The sequence below is a fragment of the Gluconobacter frateurii genome, from assembly GCF_002723955.1.
GTDB classification, from domain to species: Bacteria; Pseudomonadota; Alphaproteobacteria; order Acetobacterales; family Acetobacteraceae; genus Gluconobacter; species Gluconobacter frateurii.
The window spans coordinates 67064-84789 of record NZ_BEWN01000003.1; the positions used below are offsets into that span (position 1 = coordinate 67064).

20 protein-coding genes are annotated in these 17726 nt (G+C 57.0%); 7 read left to right on the forward strand and 13 right to left on the reverse strand.

What is annotated here, in order from left to right; translation table 11 throughout:
• Positions 1-15: 15 nt before the first annotated feature.
• Together hpnE and hpnD are read right to left on the reverse strand one after the other, a co-directional pair.
• Positions 16-1311, reverse strand: coding sequence for a hydroxysqualene dehydroxylase HpnE (hpnE, locus tag GFR01_RS09105; protein WP_099182196.1), 1296 nt, complete (start codon positions 1309-1311; stop codon positions 16-18).
• A gap of 4 nt (positions 1312-1315) precedes the next feature.
• A complete protein-coding gene (gene hpnD, locus GFR01_RS09110; protein ID WP_099182197.1) occupies positions 1316-2191 on the reverse strand; it encodes a presqualene diphosphate synthase HpnD in 876 nt (291 codons plus the stop codon).
• Positions 2192-2327: 136 nt separating this feature from the next.
• Between hpnD and GFR01_RS09115 the strand changes: the two genes are divergently transcribed.
• Complete coding sequence (locus GFR01_RS09115; RefSeq protein ID WP_099182198.1) at positions 2328-2771, forward strand: cupin domain-containing protein; 444 nt, start codon at positions 2328-2330, stop codon at positions 2769-2771.
• Positions 2772-2854: 83 nt separating this feature from the next.
• Positions 2855-4030 carry a pyridoxal phosphate-dependent aminotransferase gene (locus GFR01_RS09120; RefSeq protein WP_099182199.1) on the forward strand — a complete coding sequence of 392 codons (1176 nt, stop codon included), beginning with the start codon at positions 2855-2857 and terminating at the stop codon, positions 4028-4030.
• Positions 4031-4071: 41 nt separating this feature from the next.
• On the opposite strand, the gene hpnC is transcribed toward GFR01_RS09120, so the two are convergent.
• Genes hpnC through hpnA form a run of 3 tightly spaced genes read right to left on the reverse strand, consistent with a single transcriptional unit; the run spans position 4072 to position 7066 of the window.
• A complete protein-coding gene (gene hpnC / locus GFR01_RS09125) occupies positions 4072-4932 on the reverse strand; it encodes a squalene synthase HpnC (protein WP_099182200.1) in 861 nt (286 codons plus the stop codon).
• Complete coding sequence (locus tag GFR01_RS09130; protein ID WP_099182201.1) at positions 4929-6071, reverse strand: glycosyltransferase; 1143 nt, start codon at positions 6069-6071, stop codon at positions 4929-4931. Before GFR01_RS09130 ends, hpnC begins: the two co-directional genes overlap by 4 nt.
• Positions 6071-7066 carry a hopanoid-associated sugar epimerase gene (gene hpnA, locus GFR01_RS09135; RefSeq protein WP_063903674.1) on the reverse strand — a complete coding sequence of 332 codons (996 nt, stop codon included), beginning with the start codon at positions 7064-7066 and terminating at the stop codon, positions 6071-6073. Before hpnA ends, GFR01_RS09130 begins: the two co-directional genes overlap by 1 nt.
• A gap of 138 nt (positions 7067-7204) precedes the next feature.
• Here hpnA and GFR01_RS09140 point away from each other — a divergent pair, with 138 nt between their 5' ends.
• Entirely contained in the window at positions 7205-8371 is a 1167-nt protein-coding gene (locus GFR01_RS09140; RefSeq protein WP_063903675.1) for a lysylphosphatidylglycerol synthase domain-containing protein, read from the forward strand.
• Positions 8371-9249: a prephenate dehydrogenase/arogenate dehydrogenase family protein gene (locus GFR01_RS09145; protein WP_099182202.1), complete on the forward strand. Its 879-nt coding sequence runs from the start codon at positions 8371-8373 to the stop codon at positions 9247-9249. The genes GFR01_RS09140 and GFR01_RS09145 overlap by 1 nt, the downstream gene beginning before the upstream one ends.
• Positions 9250-9303: 54 nt before the next feature.
• Here the strand turns inward: GFR01_RS09145 and pyk are convergent, their stop codons facing one another.
• The 4 genes from pyk to GFR01_RS09165 all read right to left on the reverse strand — a co-directional run bounded on the left by pyk (position 9304) and on the right by GFR01_RS09165 (position 12922).
• Positions 9304-10734, reverse strand: a complete 1431-nt coding sequence (gene pyk, locus GFR01_RS09150) for a pyruvate kinase (protein WP_099182203.1) — start codon at positions 10732-10734, stop codon at positions 9304-9306.
• A 25-nt stretch (positions 10735-10759) separates the two neighbouring features.
• Positions 10760-11695 (reverse strand): SH3 domain-containing protein, encoded by a 936-nt coding sequence (locus tag GFR01_RS09155; protein WP_174694700.1) that lies wholly within the window; start codon positions 11693-11695, stop codon positions 10760-10762.
• Between the two features lie 79 nt (positions 11696-11774).
• Positions 11775-12152 (reverse strand): DsrE family protein, encoded by a 378-nt coding sequence (locus GFR01_RS09160; protein ID WP_099182204.1) that lies wholly within the window; start codon positions 12150-12152, stop codon positions 11775-11777.
• Positions 12149-12922 carry a HesA/MoeB/ThiF family protein gene (locus GFR01_RS09165; protein WP_099182467.1) on the reverse strand — a complete coding sequence of 258 codons (774 nt, stop codon included), beginning with the start codon at positions 12920-12922 and terminating at the stop codon, positions 12149-12151. Before GFR01_RS09165 ends, GFR01_RS09160 begins: the two co-directional genes overlap by 4 nt.
• A gap of 99 nt (positions 12923-13021) precedes the next feature.
• Between GFR01_RS09165 and GFR01_RS15960 the strand changes: the two genes are divergently transcribed.
• Both GFR01_RS15960 and GFR01_RS15965 read left to right on the forward strand, forming a co-directional pair.
• Positions 13022-13189 (forward strand): DUF2939 domain-containing protein, encoded by a 168-nt coding sequence (locus GFR01_RS15960; RefSeq protein ID WP_244902225.1) that lies wholly within the window; start codon positions 13022-13024, stop codon positions 13187-13189.
• 141 nt (positions 13190-13330) lie between these two features.
• Positions 13331-13552, forward strand: a complete 222-nt coding sequence (locus GFR01_RS15965; RefSeq protein WP_244902226.1) for a hypothetical protein — start codon at positions 13331-13333, stop codon at positions 13550-13552.
• Between the two features lie 8 nt (positions 13553-13560).
• On the opposite strand, the gene GFR01_RS09175 is transcribed toward GFR01_RS15965, so the two are convergent.
• Positions 13561-13785: a DUF3126 family protein gene (locus GFR01_RS09175; RefSeq protein ID WP_007281855.1), complete on the reverse strand. Its 225-nt coding sequence runs from the start codon at positions 13783-13785 to the stop codon at positions 13561-13563.
• A gap of 188 nt (positions 13786-13973) precedes the next feature.
• On the opposite strand from GFR01_RS09175, the gene GFR01_RS09180 reads away from it, so the two are divergent.
• Positions 13974-14573, forward strand: a complete 600-nt coding sequence (locus GFR01_RS09180; RefSeq protein ID WP_174694701.1) for a hypothetical protein — start codon at positions 13974-13976, stop codon at positions 14571-14573.
• Positions 14574-14605: 32 nt separating this feature from the next.
• Here GFR01_RS09180 and GFR01_RS09185 read toward each other — a convergent pair whose 3' ends face one another.
• From GFR01_RS09185 to GFR01_RS09195, 3 genes are read right to left on the reverse strand one after another with little or no spacing between them, the layout of a single operon-like run.
• Entirely contained in the window at positions 14606-15307 is a 702-nt protein-coding gene (locus tag GFR01_RS09185) for a pyridoxine 5'-phosphate synthase (RefSeq protein ID WP_099182205.1), read from the reverse strand.
• Positions 15304-16302 carry a 4-hydroxythreonine-4-phosphate dehydrogenase PdxA gene (gene pdxA, locus GFR01_RS09190; protein ID WP_099182469.1) on the reverse strand — a complete coding sequence of 333 codons (999 nt, stop codon included), beginning with the start codon at positions 16300-16302 and terminating at the stop codon, positions 15304-15306. The genes GFR01_RS09185 and pdxA overlap by 4 nt, the downstream gene beginning before the upstream one ends.
• A 1-nt stretch (position 16303) precedes the next feature.
• Complete coding sequence (locus GFR01_RS09195; protein ID WP_099182206.1) at positions 16304-17722, reverse strand: M20/M25/M40 family metallo-hydrolase; 1419 nt, start codon at positions 17720-17722, stop codon at positions 16304-16306.
• Positions 17723-17726: the final 4 nt, after the last annotated feature.

Genomic DNA, 17726 nt, shown 5'->3' on the forward strand with positions numbered 1-17726 from the left:
TTTTGCGAGATCGCATCACGATTCCGTGTGCTTTACAGCTGAACGAAACCCCAGCGCACTGACGGCAGCCAGCCCGGACTGGATTGCGCCTTCAATCGTCGAGGGAAGACCCGTATTCGTCCAGTCCCCAGCAAGCGCCATGTTTGCGATGTCTGTCTTCGCAACAGGGCGACGGCGGTTCTGCTCGGGGGTTGCGGCAAAAGTAGCCCGCTTTTCGCGCAGCAGACGGGCTGGCGGCATCCCGACAGGTAATGGCTGGGGAAGAACCGGATCGAGCGCACGCCGGATTTCCGACCAGATCGTGGCCAGCATTTCGTTGCTGTCGCGGTCAGCATATCGGTTGGCAGCACTGACCGTCACGGAAAGCACGTCGCCCTTGAGGAAGATCCACTCCGAAATGCCTCCGACGAGACCAACAAATCGCGCCTGAGCGACCACGCCTCTCGCCTTGACGGGGGCAGGAAGCTTGAAATGTGCGTTTGCAATGCTCTCGAAAGCGTCAGGAACGACAAGTTCTGGAAGCAGAGTTTGAGCTACAGGCCCCGGCACAGCAACGATGACATGATCTTCCGGTCCAAGCTCGATCCGTCCCTCAGTGGTCTCGATCGCTGTAACGCGACCCTTGTCACGGACGATTGCACTGACGCGTACGCCGGTTCGGACATCACCATGATAGCGGCGCAGATACGAAAGAGCTGGATCCACGAGTGTTTCGGAAAGCCCGATTTCAGGGAACCAAGGGCAACAGGCCATTCCACCCTGCGCCAGAGACTTACGGATCACATTCCCCAGCAGAAGAGCGCTTCCGGTATGGAGATCCGTGTTCAGAACCGAAATGGCAAAGGGTTCGAGAAGGCGGCGGCTGAGTTGACCTGGCTTGAGACAATCCTCGACAACCGTATTGTCATTGGCTTTCAGGAAGCGACCTAGAGACGCAAGCTCTGACAGCTTCATGCCTGGAACGCGACGGCCCCCTGGAAGCGCCCAGAACGGTATCTTTCCCTTGGACAGGCGAAGCGTCCAGGCGAGATCGTCCTGCAGATCATAATACGGGAAAATGGGGATACCGGGGCCGCTCAATGTGTGGCGGGAGCCGAGAATGTCAAGATAACGGAAAGTCAGACCGTTTGCGGACAGGATCAGGTGGTTGCCGTTATCGATCAGCGTGTCGAGTGTCTTGTCATGGAACGACCGTGCCCGACCCCCACATGCTGGACCTGCCTCGTAAATTGTGACCTTGGCCTGCGCGGCGAGTTCGACGGCTGCAGAAAGGCCTGCAAGGCCGCCGCCAATGATATGAACGTGGCTCATCAGCTTACTTCACATAAGCCGCCAGAGCGCGAACAGCACGCCAGCCCTTGCTGACTTTCGGCGCAATCTCGGGGTTCTTCCATCCTCGCTTTTCAAGCGCATTCAAAACGGGCTCATAGGAGGCTGCCATCATGCGCGCTGGCCGCATTGCGGTATGATTGCAGTCTTTCATTGCGCGGCGCGCATCCCGAAAATGATCGTGCGCGCGGCGGGCGAGAATATGGGCCACGCCATCAAGGCCATGGGCATATATGGCTTCTTTCGGATTGCTTGGAACGTTGAAGCGCTCCAGCAATTCCGACGGCAGATAAAGGCGGCTGCGTTCAGCATCCTCAGCAATATCCCGAAGAATATTTGTGAGCTGAAGCGCTCTTCCAAGATGCTTCGACACGAGGTCTGCGGCCGGGGACGCGTCTCCGAACGCACGGACGGACAATCGACCAACAGCGGAGGCAACGCGATCACAGTACAGATCAAGCGTCTTTTCATCTGGTGCAACGATGGGGGCGCCGCAGTCCATGGCCATGCCATCAATGATGGCGTGAAAGTCTGCTGCCCGTAAATCGAAGCGGAAAATGGTTGCTACAAGAACACGATCCAGAGCGTCCTGCGTCTCGCCCTTGTAGAGGCGGTCGATGCGGTCGTGCCATTCCTGAAGCGCCTGCAACGGATCTTCAACACCGGCATCGCCGTCGGCAATATCGTCCACTTCACGGCAGAAGGCGTAAATTGCGAACATGGCCTGACGTCTTGCCGTCAGCAGAACCTTCATGCCACGGGCAAACGACGTACCGGATGCAGTGACGATCTGCTCGACATGGTCAAGATCGGCCTGCGCGCAGGGAAGGCCGGAAGAAGCACGCGCCCTGCTGAAAACCATGTCTGTCCCCTGTCCTGTTTCAGAAATTCTGCGTTCTAGCCGCAAACGGGCCTGTCACAAAGTCGGCACGAACGGAATGGGATGCCATACGTTTGTATGGTGCCAAAAGGCAACACCCTTCCCCAAGGAGGATCCCATGAAGTTCCGTCTCTTTCTCGCCGTTGTCGCTGCCTGTTCGAGTTTTTCAGTCGCCGAAGCAGAGTCGTCAGCTAGCAAAGCACATGCAGATCATCTTCTGAACGCCACGCATTCATGGAACGGCGTATCTTACACCCCGTACACGACCTCGCAGCCAGAACTCAGCATGATTCGCCTGACAATTCCGGCACATACTGCCCTGCCCTGGCATACGCATCCCTTCCCGAATGCGGGATATGTGCTCCAGGGTTCTCTGACAATTCAGGATAAGGAAAGTGGCAAAAGCCGGACCTTCCATCAGGGAGAGGCCTTTGCTGAGTCCGTCAACGATGTTCATCGGGGTGTAGCGGGAGACGAACCGACTGTTCTTCTCCTGACATATGCGGGTGCTGAGGGACAGCCGACGTCGATCCCGGTGGATAAACAAAACCCCGAATATTGAAATCGGATGGCAATTGGGCCTTTGACAGACAGATCGTTTCGTTTTTAGTATGTTTTCAGACACTCTAGGAGCGTGAGCCGAGCATGACCGACTGCCTGTCCCCCGAAGCAAAAGATGATCTCCTCTCACGCGGTTATTCCCGTCGTAGTCTGGGCCGCGTCGCTGCACTCATGAGTGCAGGTATGGCAGTACGGTCTATCGTCGGACGCGCTGAAGCGGGCCCTCTTACCGCCCTCCCGCCCGGTGACGTTACCAAGATGGTCCGCATTGGCAGCAATGAGTGCTGGACTGGCCCCTTCCCGGCTGCTGCCAAGGCGGGCGCAGCTGCGGTTTTCGAAGGCAATCGATATGACCCTACGGGCCATACGCGCGAAGATCTGATCAGCACGGCTGCCAAAATTGATAACGTGCCTGAGAACTGCATCCTGCCGTGGGGCGGATCATCTGATCCGCTTTGTCGCACGATCGTGACGTTCTGCTCCCCGACGCGCGGCCTGGTTACGGCTGATCCCAGTTACGAAGCTGGCTGGGTCGCGTCCGAATGGCTCAAGATCCCGCTGAAGAAAGTCCCTCTGGATGCTTCCAACGGTTACAAGACCGATGTGAAGGCAATGCTGAAGGCTGATCCGAACGCTGGTGTCTATTATATCTGCTCGCCAAACAATCCGACCGGTACGATCACGCCGCTGGAAGATATCCGCTGGCTCGTTGCCAACAAGCCCAAAGATTCCATCGTTCTCGTTGATGAAGCCTACATCCACTTCTCCAATGCCCCGAGCGCAGTTTCGCTTGTTGCTGAAGGGCGCGATGTGGTTGTTCTTCGCACGTTCTCGAAGATGTTTGCGATGGCCGGTCTGCGTCTGGGCTTCAGCATGGCTCCGCCGGCGCTTCATGAGAAGATGATGCGCTATGACGGCGTGAATCAGACGCACATGCTGCCAGTTCCAGCGGTGGTTTGCGGGACAAAGAGCCTGACCATGAAGTCAGACATTGATGCTCGTCGTCGCGAAATGATCGCAGCTCGCGCCATGACGTATGAACACCTTCAGAAGAAGGGAATCAGCTTCATTCCTTCTGATGCAAATATGTTCGTTATCGACTGGAAGCGCCCCGCCGGCCCGATCAAGGATGCGTTCCTGAAGGAAAACATCATCATTGGCCGCTCCTGGCCGATCTGGCCAAATGCGTCCCGCATCACGGTTGGGTCGATGAGTGAAATGAAGAAGTTTTGCGCGGCACTGGACCGCATCATCGGCTGATATTTCAAACGGGAGGCTCTCTGGCCTCCCGTTTTTTTTATTCAGTGTGTTGGCCAGTAGCGCATTGCCAGAAGCAGAGCTTTTGCTCCGTCGGCTTTAGTCAGCGCAACCCGTTCTGCCACCGGGTCCTGACGTCGCAGACGTCGTGCCAGAATATGTGACAGTTCAACAATCACAGCGGCCTCAAGCCGCATCCGCCTATCCCGGATCAGCATCGGAAGACCGCGAGCTTCGCGGTTTAGTGCATCTACCCCGTCCAGCATTCTGTCAAAAACCCGTCGCAGGCCGGGCTTGCTGCGCACCAGCCTTAGATCGTCGATTGTGACGCCCTCTTCCGCAAGCCAGGGCAGTGGAATGTAGCAGCGGTCCAGAACCTGTAGGTCCTCAGCTGCATCCTGTAGATGATTGATTACCTGAAGCGCCGAGCAGAGAGCATCTGAAGGAGCGAGTGTTTCGTGCCCTTCTGCATGAAGCAGCAGCAGGAACCGGCCAACAGGATTGGCGGAATACCGGCAATAATGCAGGAGTTCCTGCCAGCTGTCGTATCTTGTTTTTTCTGCATCCATGCAGAACGCTTCAAGAAGATCCGTCGCTGTTTCCAGGGGAACGCCCGTCTTGAGAAGAACCTCTCTCAACTTCACCGCCGTTTGAGCGTCAGCTCGCTGCGGAGCCTGTAGTTCTCCCCTGATGACGGCAGCCATGCCACGCAGGCGGGAAATTTTCTGCTGTGGCGTCAGCTCAGATGTATCCACCATATCATCCGCCACGCGGGCGAAATTATAGTAGGTATGAACATACGGCCGCAAATGTCGGGAAATCAGCAGGGAACCAACGGGAAAATTTTCGTCGGTTTTGCCTTTTTCAGAGGTGACGTCTTTCGTCCCCCAGATGTCTTCTGTCACGATGCCTCATCCGTATAGGAACGATTTTTCCAGCGTACGCCGACGCCCCTGTGATGGTCGATCGCCGACCCGATGGTTGCGGCCATGTAAAAGGCAGCAATCAGCGGCAGTGGCAATGCGCGCCAGAGAGGAAGTCCGAACCGTCGCAGGGTTGGAAGAAATGTAGCGCAGGACAGGAGATAGGTCAGCAGGCCAACCTTTCTCGTACGTCCTTTGCCAAAAAGGGCCAGCCCAACCGGGAGGAGCCAGATCAGTATCATCCCAAGAATAGTTGCGAGAAGCAGGACGGGCGATTGGCGGAGCTGGACATACGCCGTCCGTGCAATCATTTCCCAGATATCTTTTGCACCCCGATACGGTCGGACTGACCAGGCCAGTGCGCTATGGCCAAGATAGAGACGTCCGCCTGAGCGTTTGACGTGCGCTGCAAGGGTGCAATCGTCGATCAGTGCACCCCGGATAGCCTCGATGCCACCAATTCGCTCAAGTGCGCGCCGACGGAGTAGAATGGTTCCACCTGCGGCGCCTGCGATCCTGGACCGCTCATTTGCTGTCCAGGCAAAGGGATAAAGCATGGCGAAAAAGTAAACGAATGCCGGGACCAGAAATCGCTCTGCGGAACTCTCGCAGTTCAGGGCCACCATCTCGGAAACAAGATCCAGATTGTCTTCACGTGCCTTGGAGAGAAGCGTCGAAAGATGCTTCGGCGCGTGCATGATGTCTGCATCCGTGAACAGGATGTAGCCATAAGGCCCAATATGGTTGAGAGCCTCCTGCGCGCCCTGATTGACTGCCCAGAGCTTGCCACTCCATCCGGCAGGGCGCGAAGCGCCCGTCAAAACGGTGAGACGCTTCTGTGGGTCAGATAGAGCACGGGCCAGATCTCCTGTCCCGTCGGTGCTGTTGTCATCCACCAGGATGACTGACAGCTTCCCGTCATAGTCCTGCTCAAGCAGAGACGTCAGGCAGGCTTCAATTGACTCAGCCTCATCCCGTGCTGGCACAACGATGGCTACGTCCGGGGCACAGGGTGGCGGAGAACCGGGCTTGAGGATTGGTCCGCCCTGCCAGAATTTTCCATGGAAGAGCGTCAGATAGATCCAGGCGCCAAGGCTGGTGAGTGCACTTCCGTAGAGCATTATTTCATCCGTCCATGCAGACGGAACCATGAAATTGCGTCTGCTATGGCGTCTCTTGCAGGTCGAGGGGCATAACCAAGTTCCCTCTGGGCTTTGAGCGACGAGAAGAACATCAGCTTCCGGGACATGGCAAGAGTTTCACGCGTAACACGCGGCTCGATGCCAAACCCACGGGCCAGCCATTCGGACACAACAGCCACCGGATAGAGCCAGGACTGCTTGAGTTTGATGCGGGGTGGTTTGACGCAGGCGATCTCGCTGGTGAGGCGAAAGAGATCGCCCAGCATCATGTTTTCCCCGCCGAGAATATATTTCTCGCCGATCTTGCCGCGTTCAAGCGCCAGGACATGCCCTTCGGCAACGTCATCAACATGAACGATGTTGAGGCCCGTTTCCACATAGGCTGGCATCCTGCCAGAGGCACAGTCGAGGATCATCTGACCTGTCGGCGTGGGCTTGATGTCCCGCGGACCAATAGGAGTCGAAGGATTGACGATGATCGCGGGAAGCCCTTTTTCACGGACCAGCTTCAGCACTTCCTGTTCTGCCCTATACTTCGAGAGCTTGTAGGTCCCGATAACGGTGCTTTCCGTGACGTAGGTTTCTTCGTCTGCCGGCGTTCCGTCCTTGTTAAGCCCGAGCGCTGCCACGGAAGAGCAGTACACGATCTTTTCCACGCCTGCGTCGAGTGCGGCCAACATCAGGTTTCGCGTTCCCTCCACATTGGCTTTCATCATCACTTCCGGGTCTGGAACCCAGAGTCGGTAATCAGCGGCAACGTGGAAAAGAATTTTTACGCCCTTCAGAGCCTCAGGGAGAGTTGAGGGATCTGATAGATCTCCGATGGCGAGCTCCGCGTCGAGTTCTGCGATATTGGATCGGTCCGAGTTTTCCCGAACGAACAGACGCAAGCGGTGCCCACGTTCCCGGAGCACGCGGGCAACAGCAGAACCGACGAACCCGGTAGCCCCTGTAACGAGTGTGACATCGTTCATGGTGGCAATCTTCTCCTTGGCTCATCAGCAACAGGTTGAAATTTTTCAGGTACCTTACTGCCGGTGGCTTTCGGGGGAAAGCGTCTGCAAGGCTGGAATATTGGAGAACTGTGCGTTAGAGCGTGTTGCAAACGACATGTGACGAAGACGTTGAAAAAAACCCTCCCCATCATCCTCTCCCTTCTGGGCGTGGCTCTCTTCACATTCATCGCAGCCAAGGCAGGCATTCATCCTGTCATGGAAGCACTCGGAAAAGTTGGCGTCGGAGGGTTCTTCCTTCTGGTGCTGGTCCAGATCGTGATCGATATCGGACTCGGCATCGCATGGAAGTCGTCCGTTCCTCAGATCGGGTTTCTGAGACTGACCGCTGCTCGTCTGGTGCGTGATGCAGCGGGTGCGTGCCTCCCGTTCTCCCAGCTTGGGGGAATGGTGCTTGGTGTACGCGCCACGCTTGCCGGGCGCAGTGCGCAGGCAGTGGATGGAGAAGATCTGCATTGGCCCGAGGGTGTCGCCGCCAATCTCGTCGATATCACTACTGAGGTTCTGGGACAGATCGCGTTCATTCTGGTCGCCATTCTCTGTCTTGTTGGCCATCAGGGAGCGGCACGTTTCATCTGGCCCCTGATGGGTGGCATGGTTCTTCTGTCACTCGGGATCGCGGGGTTTATCTGGACCCAGCACCGCGGTGGTTCGATGGTCCGTAAGGCAGCGATGTTCTTCGGGCGCCATATTGCCGCCGACTGGCGTGAAAGCCTCATTGGCAATACGGAGATTTTTCAGGCTCGTCTGGAGTCTCTCTGGAGCCGCCCTGATCGTATCATGATGGGAGCCCTTTCCCATTTCGTCTGCTGGGTTGGAGGTGCGGCCGCAACGTGGATCGCTCTGACCCTGCTGGGCGCGCATGTTGGGTTCCTGTCTGCTCTCGCTATCGAAGGTGTGGTGTGTGGCATCATGTCAGCAGGCTTCCTTGTTCCCGCAGCGCTTGGAGTGCAGGAAGCAGCGTATGTTGCCCTTGGTCTGATCTTCGGTATCGACTCACAGATCTCCCTGAGTCTTTCCCTGCTACGTCGCGGACGGGACATTCTGATTGGAATTCCGGTTCTGTTAGGCTGGCAGCTTGTTGAGATGAGCCGTCTTCGCAAGCAGAGTGCTCCTGTCCCACCACGGGAAAAGACCGTTACATCCGTTCTGAAGAAAACCAAAACGTCCGTCATGTCGGGAAGTGTCAAAAAGGACGTCTCCGCAAATCGCGACACCGAGGATAAGGACGACGCGGCATTCGCGACTGCGCCGCGTGTTCTCTGATGGCACTTTTTAAATCTCTGGCAGTTATCGGGCCGGGACTGATTGGCTCGTCTGTTCTACGCCGCGCATGCGAGACAGGCCTTCTGGCGGACCAATTGATTGCAGCAGATATCAGCCCTGCAGTTCTGGATCGTGTCCGTGAGCTGAAGATCGCGGATCTCGTGACTAACAACATGGCTGAGGCTGCGCAGGCTGAATGTGTCATGCTCTGCGTGCCGGTTGGAGCAGTTGAGGCAACGGCCCGTGCCGTGCTCCCCTCTATGCAGCCTGGCTCCATCCTGACAGATGTGGCTTCTGTTCGTGGCAAGCTGGGTCCCACAATTCAGGCCCTGCTTCCGGCTGGCGTGGATTATGTTCCTGGTCACCCAATGGCTGGGACGGAACATTCAGGGCCAGACGCAGGGTTTTCCACTCTTTTTGAAAATCGCTGGTGTCTGCTTGTTCCCCCTGAAGGCGCACATGACCATGCCGTTCAGAAGATCCAGAAGCTTTGGGAACTCTGTGGTGCAAGAACGAAAATTCTGCCCGATGACAAGCATGACCGTATCTGCGCCATGGTGAGTCACCTACCCCACCTGCTGGCCTTTACCATTTGTGATACGGCCGACAATCTTTCCGAAGAAATCCGGGCCGCCGTTCTTGATTATGCGGCCTCAGGATTTCGAGACTTTACGCGGATTGCTGCCTCAGACCCGGTGATGTGGCGGGATATTTTCATCGCCAACAAGGATGTTCTTCTGGAAACCCTTGATCGTTTTGTGGCGGATGCTCAAGGCATGGCGCAAGCGATCCGGGAAAGCGATGAGGCGGCGATTACAACCCGTATTGAACGCGGGCGCCGGATCAGACGAACGCTGATTGAAAACCGTCAGGCCTGAGGGGTTGAGTTTCTTCCATCCAGTCAAGGTCCGGATGGAAGAAATAATTCAAAATCAGGCAGTTATGATGCGAAGCGTATTTGTGCTTCCAGCAACGCCGTAAGGCAGGCCAGCCAGAACAATTACGTGATCGCCGGCGCGGCAAAGCTGCATGGAACGCGCCATGGCTGCAGTAGGTTCAGCCAGTTCTTCGATGCTCTGGGCGATGTGCTCTTTTTCCACGACCTGCGGGAACACACCCCACACGACGCAAAGGCGACGGGCGACTTCCTGATGAGGCGTAACAGCCAGGATCGGGCAATGGGGCCGCTCACGCGCCATGCGTAGCGCGCCCCCGCCACCCTGCGTGCGAACACCAATGGTTTTTGCGCTGAGAGCCGTACTGACCTGCCATGCTGCCTGAACGATGGCATCCTGAACGGTACCTTCAGGCTTCGGACGGGCACGATCCATCCGCAGGCGCCACTCGACGTCCTGCTCCACGCGAGAGGCGATGCGGGCCATGATGGAAACGGCTTCGATCGGGTATCTGCCGGCGGCGCTTTCAGCTGAGAGCATGACAGCATCTGCGCCATCATAAACAGCGTTGGAAACGTCCGAAACTTCAGCGCGTGTCGGGGTCGGGCTTTCGATCATGCTTTCGAGCATCTGCGTTGCCACGATGACAGGGCGGCACTGGCGTCGTGCTTCAGCAATCGCGCGCTTCTGGGCGACTGGAACTTCCTCAGGTGGGAGCTCCACGCCGAGATCGCCTCGAGCCACCATGATGGCATCGGACAGGCGTACGATACGCTCCAGATCTTCCATCGCCTGTGGTTTTTCAAGCTTGGTGACAATCGCAGCACGGCCCTTGGCGATCTCGCGAGCTTCCTCGACGTCCTCGGGGCGCTGCACAAAGGAGAGCGCAATGAAGTCAACACCCAGCGAAAGCGCAAAGTCGAAGTCCTTGCGATCCTTCTCCGTCAGGGCCGGGATTGGCAGCGTTACGTCAGGAACATTGACGCCTTTGCGCTCGGACAGCTTGCCCCCGATAACAACTTCCGTTTCGAGCGCACCTTCCAGAACCTTGACCACGCGCAGCTTGAGCTTGCCGTCGTCAAGGAGGAGATGGCTGCCCGGCTTGGCAGCGGAGATAATTTCCGGATGTGGCAGGCAAACGCGGTTTCCGTTGCCAGGAGTTTTATCCAGATCGAGGCGGAAAGGCTTGCCCTCTTCAAGGACAACGGGTCCGTTCTCAAATACGCCGACACGCAGTTTCGGCCCCTGGAGATCAGCCAGAATAGCGAGTGGGCGCCCCACTTTCGTCTCCGCCGCGCGGATCGCTGCATGACGTTCGCCGTGATCCTCATGGGCACCATGAGAGAAATTCAGGCGGAAAACGTTTACCCCGGCTTCAGCCAGAGACAGGATCATCTCGGGTGAGGATGAGGCCGGGCCAAGAGTTGCGACGATCCGCGTACGACGATGGTGGGAGCTGGATGTCATGGAGTGGCGTCCTCGCTATGAAAAATCAGTTGGATTGAATCGTCTCGCCAGGGAGAAGTCCCCAGAACAGACGACGTGGCAGCCATCCCTCGTAGCCTTTGACGACGACGTGGCACCATTGAGAACTTTGTGGGCAGGCCTTGATGTTGCCCACGGTTCCCCGCTGAAGGACAGCAACCACGCTGCTGTCTTCCTCCGGATGGCTCATGAGGAGAACATCACTTTTATGCGCGCGGGCTTCATCCTGCGTTGCGACATGACCCAGAACGCGCGCATCAGCACGGCCGATATGGTCGCCGTCCTTTTCGGAAGCCTCACCGGATTGTGCTTTTACGCCCTCGGGAGGAAGACCCGGGATCACGAAGGTACGGCTGCCATACAAGGTGGCCTGATGAACCCAGCCCTTCTGCCCATCGGAATCTTCGACCAGACGCCACACATCGAATTCGCGTTCGATTTCAACAGGCAGACCACGCCGGTGATAGACCCAGTCAATTGGATACCGATCACCGGGCCCGCGGCGCATATAAACCTTGTCTGCTCTCAACGCGGCATAACGTGGCAGAGGCAGGCCCGTATTGCTTCCCTTGTCTGTTGGCGCGTCGGCTGGTGGAGCATCCGGTGACGGCGCTGGCGTCTGGGCCGCATTGGCGGCAGCAACTCCGGCGGCGCCTGCTGCTGCACCGGCTGCAAGAGGCGCAGCGTGACGCGTGACGGTCGTATGCCGCGCAGCATGATGCGCTTTTTTGGAAGAACTGGCCGTGTCACCCGTGTTTTTTGAAGGCTTTTTCTTTGCATGCGCAGCCTTGGCGGTTTTCGCATCGGCCTTGGTCGCATGATCATGCTTATGATGGGCCGCTTCTGCGGGTGAAATGACCATCAGGGCCGTTGCCGCCGCGAAAGACAGCAGAAGCTGACGGCAGCGCAGGGGTCGGGACAGAGGAGTGACAAGCGTTCTCATGAGCGCATCCCTGCCAAGGGTGGAGAGTTTCGGCAAGTCACCAAATGACGAAAATCGCGATTTGGATGCGGGAAATAGGTCACAGTGCAAGGATTGGTCGGTCTCCGGCCTGTTCCAGAAAGGTGACAATTCCCCGGACAGAAACTGTTTCGCACAGAGTGTCTGGTGTCAGGTCAGTCAACGCAAGCCCTGTTTCGCACACCATTAGATGTGCTCCGAGGTCGATGACCGCGTCCCGAAGGTCCCTGAAGCTGGCAACGCCTCTGCTGTCGAGTTCGGCATCCGGGATGATGTCTTTTAGACCCGACCAGTCTTTTGCCAGAGCATGGACGCTTTTGCCGCCTGCAAAAATCGTTACCGTACGTCCCAGAGACAACGCGCCAGCCGCGACAATCAGCGCGTAATGGGCGCGCTGCCAGGAATCGTCTGCCAGCGTGATGAACAGGGACATTGTCATGCGGGTTGATCCAAATGGGATTGGTGAACCGGGCAGCTAGGATCTCTCGAGAGTGGAAAGCTGCGCAGCGTGCCCCCCAAGGCATCCCACATCATGAAGCGTGTTTCTTCCCTGCCCTCAAGGTCCATGATTTCTCTCATGACTTCCACGGCCATCATGCTTCCCATGACGCCTGTGGCAGCTCCCAGAACACCGGACTGACCGCAGTTGGGGGCCTCCGTTTCTCCGGCTTCCGGGAAAAGGCAACGGTAGCATGGTCCTCCGCATTGCGGACGAAAAACGGCAAGCTGTCCCGCGAAACCCTGCACAGCGCCAGACACCAGTGTCTTTCCATGCCGGACACATGCATCCGAAACTGCGAGGCGTGTTTCAAAATTATCAGTCCCATCACAGATGAGATCATATTGTGGAACAAGCGCGTTCAAGGTGTCAGGTATGGCCCGGACGGCGTGGGTCTTTACCGTGATCAGTGGGTTGATGGCTCGAAGGTGGTCTGAGGCGGCATCTACTTTCAGGCGACCAACGTCCTGGGTGGTGTACAGAACCTGTCTCTGAAGGTTGCTGAGTTCCAGAACATCATGATCCATCAGGCCAATATGACCGATTCCTGACGCAGCCAGCTGTTGGGACAGCGGGGCGCCCAGCCCGCCAGCTCCAATGATTAGAACGGAGGCATTTTTCAGCCGTGCCTGTCCGGTGGCACCGACCTGAGGAAGCAGGATGTGGCGTGAATACCGCTCGAGTTCGGCGTCAGAAAAATCAAGGGTCATGTCCGTCAAGATAATTGCTGACTTTTCAGACGGAAAGACGTTAGATTCAGCATTGTCCACCTTCCCCCGGATTTTCGGGGCCTGTGCGGAGGCTTGATCATGCAAAGTTCATTCTGGAAAATGTCTTCCCGGACACGGCAGGGCCTTGGCGTTGGCCTCGGCGCGACATTGGCTGCCTATGCCATTTCGCCCTATTTGGCGCTTTGGGATATCGATCGGGCCATGAAGGGTAATAATCCTGCCCGTCTCGTCCCCCATGTCGACTGAACGTCCCTCACCCATTCCCTCAAAGAACAGTTCAGACCGCCGGCGCCGGCATCGGACGATGAGCTTCCGGATTTCGGGAGTTCTTTTGCGGGCAATGCCATATCGAATGCGATTGATACCGAGCTTTCGCCTGGTACGCTGATGACGACAGCCCATCAGCTTATGCCTGCTGGCGGCGCAGCATCTTCTAGTGGTGGCTGGCCCGTCTGGGGCGGTTTGCACGCCCACTTCGTAAGCCTGAACAAGTTCGAGGCTCAGGTGGACCAGCCGGGGCAGACGCCTTTCGTCCTGCACATGAAATTCGAGCACTGGGGCTGGAAAATCACGCGCTTTGAACTGCCGCAGCCTGCCCGCCGGGCCTGAAAAAGCCGTTAGGCCGGAGGAAGATCTTCCTCAAGAACAGTGATGTGAATGGCGTAGGACACTTCGCCTTCATCCTCGTCACGGTGAACCGTGCCGATTACTTCGCCTGCAACGGCGAGTTCAACACTCATTCCCTTACGGGCTGGCTTGGTCACAGTTAGTTTCGGTGAGCCGAGCAGACGCTGCAGTGTCGTCTGGAGGCGTGTCACTTCGGAAGGGGTCATGTCGGCCATCGGTGGCACTCCTGAGTTTGGCAAGGTCTTGCCCTGTAGCTCATCGTTACCCTGAAAGAAACCCATCACCCCTACCCTGAATAGTATTCCTGTTGTAGAAACCGGGCTCTTCCAATCTTTCGCCCTGTTCCTCGGCTTTATCCGGAGGTGTAGGGCGGGTCATCCTGACCTTGCGCAAAGGAGACAGAATGCGCCCCTCCATCCTCCGTGTTTTTGGAGCACTGGCTACTACCGTAACGCTTTCCGGCTGCGGTTATTTCGATTCTCGGAGTGCTCATAAAGCTCAGTTCGAGATGGTCGGCATGACCGGCTACGACCTTCAGGCCTGTGCAGGTCTTCCGGGCAGCACCAAGAAGCTGAATGATACAACGGAAATCTGGCAGTATGACGGTAGCCAGAGCACGCCGACGATTTCTACGGATTCAGGCCTGATCCCTGCCCAGTCGATCATCAGCATCTATCAGTCTGCTTTTGGTGGCGGTGGTACGACGTGCCGCATGGTACTGCGTCTGGACCATGATCGCGTTTCCGAAGTGCACTACACCGGGAATGATGATGAGTATATTGGAACAGACGGTATCTGCTCCATCATCACGCGTGGTTGTGCCCGTCAGCGTGAATCGACGATGCATCATGTAAATGCTGGCCCGTTTGGTCCCGTTTCTGCTTTCCATCCGCCTGCTACGCCTGCGCAGAGCAGCTCGGCCACATATTCGGACCAGTCCGGAAAGTATGTGCCGCAGTTCAGTGGAGACAAGACGCAGCCAGTTATCCAGCCTGCCAAGTAAATTGAAGAGCCGGGAGTTTTCTCCCGGCTTTTTTATGGGCAGTTAATAAGATATTTCATTTTGCGGACCGTGGGACCAAGCCCATCAAATACGGCCTGGCTTATCAGAAAGTGCCCTATGTTCAGTTCCGCCAGGCCCGGCAGTTTCGCGATGGACTGTACATTGTCATAGGTCAGGCCATGACCGGCATGCAGTTCAAGCCCGCAGTTCGTGGCCGTGCTTGCTGCCTGATAGAGACGTTCCAGCTCTCCCTCTTTGCCATGGGCGTAAGCACCCGTGTGTAACTCGATAACGGGGGCTCCGAGCTCAGCGGCAGTTTCGATCTGTCGTGTGTCAGGGTCAATGAAGAGCGAAACCCTAATTCCGGCATCTTTCAGGCGAGCAATCTTGGGGGCCAGAATTTCTTTATGCGCGGCAACATCAAGCCCCCCTTCGGTTGTGACTTCAGCGCGTTTTTCCGGCACAAGGCAGCAGGCATGAGGATGCAAAAGGCAGGCAATGCGGACCATTTCCGTTGTTGCGGCCATTTCGAAATTAAGTGGTGCTGCCAGAGCCTTGAGTCGCGGCATGTCGGCGTCGCGGATGTGCCGACGATCTTCTCTCAGGTGGGCTGTAATTCCGTCTGCGCCCCATTGGATTGCCAGTTTCGCCGCTTCCACGGGGTCCGGATAAACATCGCCTCGTGCATTTCGCAATGTGGCAACGTGGTCAATATTAACGCCAAGCCGGATCATTGGCCGTCTCCCCTTCTGTGCTGGGACATGAAATCTGCCAGTCTGAGTGCTGCCAGAAGGCTGGATGGATCTGCCCGGCCAGTGCTGCGTCCAACCGGGCTTGCAATGTCAAAGGCCGTTCCATGATCCGGGGAGGTTCGGATGATCGGTAGGCCCAGGGTGACATTGACGCCTTCCGCCATATCGAGCGTTTTAAGCGGAATTAGGGCCTGATCATGGTACATGCAGATCGCAACGTCATATTTCGGACGCGCTGTGGCGCTGAACATGGTGTCGGGGGGGAATGGTCCGGATACGCACAACCCCTCGTTCTTCAGGCGGGCGATAGCGGGACCGATGATGGTCTGCTCTTCTGTGCCCATGAGTCCTTCTTCCCCCGCATGAGGGTTCAGGCCCGCAATGGCAAGCCGGGGTGACGTCAGCCCGAAATCCCGTCGCAGCGCGGTATGAGTTGCTCTGGCAACGGCAATAATGCGGTCTGTCGTGAGGTTTTCGAGCGCCTGCCGGAGCGAAATATGAATTGTGACCGGAACCACTTTGAGCTGAGGTGACGCCAGCATCATCACTTCCCGGCCTATTGTATGACAGAGAGCTGCCAGGAACTCCGTATGTCCCGGATACGCAAATCCTGCTGCTGCCAGAATATGCTTGGCAATAGGGTTGGTCGTTACCCCGCCCGCGCGACCCTCCTGAACGTAGCTGACAGCGCGTTCGATGCTCTCAATGACGGCAGACGCATTTTCTGACGTGGGCTGTCCAGGCGTAACGTTCACTGGGCAGGTGATCGGGATGACAGGTAATGCGTCTGGAAAGGTCTCAGCCGCATCCTCCGGCTTTTCAATAAGCCGGAATGGGATGGCATCGTTCAGTAGCAGAGGATCGCCCAGCCAGAAGAAGACTGGCCCGGTGTCTCGCATAGCCTGCCATGCGGCAACAGCGAGCTCCGGGCCGATCCCGGCCGGATCACCGAGGGTCAGGGCGATCGGTGCCTTCATATCAGCCTGCATCAGCCAAAGCAGCGAGGATACGGACCCAGGAGCGGATACCTTTGTGGAACGCTTCCAGACCGTATTGCTCATTGGGAGAATGAATGCGGTCATCAGCTTGGGCGAAACCGACCATCAGTGCGTCCAGTCCAAGTGCGTCCCGCACTTCGCCTGCCACTGGAATGGATCCGCCGCATCCGATCGTCGCGGCCGGAACATTCCATTCATCCGTCAGGGCTTTGAGCGTAGGCGCAAGGAACTGGCTATCACGTGCAACCTCAAACCCTGGCGACCCACCGTGCGCTGTAAACGTAACTTTCGCGTCTGCTGGAAGTGCTGCGTTTATATGCGCCCGGAATGCTTTGCGGATTTTATCAGGGTCTTGCCCTGGAACCAGCCGGAAAGAGACCTTTGCCATGGCTTTTGCCGGAAGAACGGTTTTGAAGCCCTCACCTTCATAGCCGCCAGAAATGCCGTTAATTTCGCAACTCGGTCGGCACCATGTCTGTTCAATAGCGGTATAGGCCTTTTCGCCCGCAGCGATGGACAGTCCAGCTTCCTCAAGGAGCGCAGCATCATCCGGGAAAAGGGTTTTCCACTGGGCGCGGGTTTCCGGGGAAGGATCCAGAATGCCGTCATAGAAGCCAGGAAGTGTTACTCTTCCACCTGCATCCCGAAGAGTTGCCAGGATCTGGCAGAGAAGCGCAATCGGGTTTGCGGCCGCGTTTCCGTAAATGCCTGAATGCAAGTCATGCGATGCACATTCAATGACGATCTCTTCCGCCATCATGCCTCGTAGTGAGGTGGTGATGCCGGGTGTCGTGCGGTCCGCCATCGACGTATCACAGACAAGCGCGACGTCTGCTTTCAGTTCGTCCGAAAACTCTTTGAGGAATGGCAGCAGATTGGCGCCCCCACACTCCTCCTCTCCTTCAAGAAGCACGCTGACCTGAACTGGAATGGAGCCATGGACGGCTTTCCAGGCGCGGCACGCTTCAAGGAAGGTCATAACCTGTCCCTTGTCATCACTGGCACCGCGCGCCACGATAACTTTTCGACCTGTAGCATCTTCCACGAGACGGGGCTCGAAGGGGGGCGCTTTCCAGAGATTTTCTGGATCCGTCGGCTGAACGTCATAATGCCCATAAAACAGGACATGTGGTTTGCCAGCCTGCGTGGCATCGTGTGCCACGACCATCGGATGCCCCGGTGCTGCCCAATGCACGTCCCTGACGTCCGCAGAGAAACCCATTGCACTCAGATCCTGACGAAGCCATTCCGCAGCCTTGCGGCAGTCGGGTGCATGGACAGGCTGTGTGGAAATGCTAGGGATGCGAAGCAGGTTGAACAACCGTTCCACGGCGCTGTCCAGTGAGCTGTCAACGTGAGCCAGAACGGTATCAAGAGGGATTGGTGTCGAAGTCGTCATGAGG

What these genes read in the sequence shown, in the direction of transcription:
- GFR01_RS09185 (WP_099182205.1), bottom strand. Translation starts at nt 15,307, where the DNA reads ATGATCCGGCTTGGCGTTAATATTGACCACGTTGCCACATTGCGAAAT.
- GFR01_RS09175 (WP_007281855.1), bottom strand. Translation starts at nt 13,785, where the DNA reads ATGGCCGACATGACCCCTTCCGAAGTGACACGCCTCCAGACGACACTG.
- hpnA (WP_063903674.1), bottom strand. Translation starts at nt 7,066, where the DNA reads ATGAACGATGTCACACTCGTTACAGGGGCTACCGGGTTCGTCGGTTCT.
- hpnD (WP_099182197.1), bottom strand. Translation starts at nt 2,191, where the DNA reads ATGGTTTTCAGCAGGGCGCGTGCTTCTTCCGGCCTTCCCTGCGCGCAG.
- GFR01_RS09145 (WP_099182202.1), top strand. Translation starts at nt 8,371, where the DNA reads ATGGCACTTTTTAAATCTCTGGCAGTTATCGGGCCGGGACTGATTGGC.
- GFR01_RS15960 (WP_244902225.1), top strand. Translation starts at nt 13,022, where the DNA reads ATGCAAAGTTCATTCTGGAAAATGTCTTCCCGGACACGGCAGGGCCTT.
- pdxA (WP_099182469.1), bottom strand. Translation starts at nt 16,302, where the DNA reads ATGAAGGCACCGATCGCCCTGACCCTCGGTGATCCGGCCGGGATCGGC.
- GFR01_RS09160 (WP_099182204.1), bottom strand. Translation starts at nt 12,152, where the DNA reads ATGACAATGTCCCTGTTCATCACGCTGGCAGACGATTCCTGGCAGCGC.
- GFR01_RS09195 (WP_099182206.1), bottom strand. Translation starts at nt 17,722, where the DNA reads ATGACGACTTCGACACCAATCCCTCTTGATACCGTTCTGGCTCACGTT.
- GFR01_RS09155 (WP_174694700.1), bottom strand. Translation starts at nt 11,695, where the DNA reads ATGAGAACGCTTGTCACTCCTCTGTCCCGACCCCTGCGCTGCCGTCAG.
- GFR01_RS09165 (WP_099182467.1), bottom strand. Translation starts at nt 12,922, where the DNA reads ATGACCCTTGATTTTTCTGACGCCGAACTCGAGCGGTATTCACGCCAC.
- GFR01_RS09120 (WP_099182199.1), top strand. Translation starts at nt 2,855, where the DNA reads ATGACCGACTGCCTGTCCCCCGAAGCAAAAGATGATCTCCTCTCACGC.
- hpnE (WP_099182196.1), bottom strand. Translation starts at nt 1,311, where the DNA reads ATGAGCCACGTTCATATCATTGGCGGCGGCCTTGCAGGCCTTTCTGCA.
- GFR01_RS09130 (WP_099182201.1), bottom strand. Translation starts at nt 6,071, where the DNA reads ATGCTCTACGGAAGTGCACTCACCAGCCTTGGCGCCTGGATCTATCTG.
- GFR01_RS15965 (WP_244902226.1), top strand. Translation starts at nt 13,331, where the DNA reads ATGACGACAGCCCATCAGCTTATGCCTGCTGGCGGCGCAGCATCTTCT.
- pyk (WP_099182203.1), bottom strand. Translation starts at nt 10,734, where the DNA reads ATGACATCCAGCTCCCACCATCGTCGTACGCGGATCGTCGCAACTCTT.
- GFR01_RS09115 (WP_099182198.1), top strand. Translation starts at nt 2,328, where the DNA reads ATGAAGTTCCGTCTCTTTCTCGCCGTTGTCGCTGCCTGTTCGAGTTTT.
- GFR01_RS09180 (WP_174694701.1), top strand. Translation starts at nt 13,974, where the DNA reads ATGCGCCCCTCCATCCTCCGTGTTTTTGGAGCACTGGCTACTACCGTA.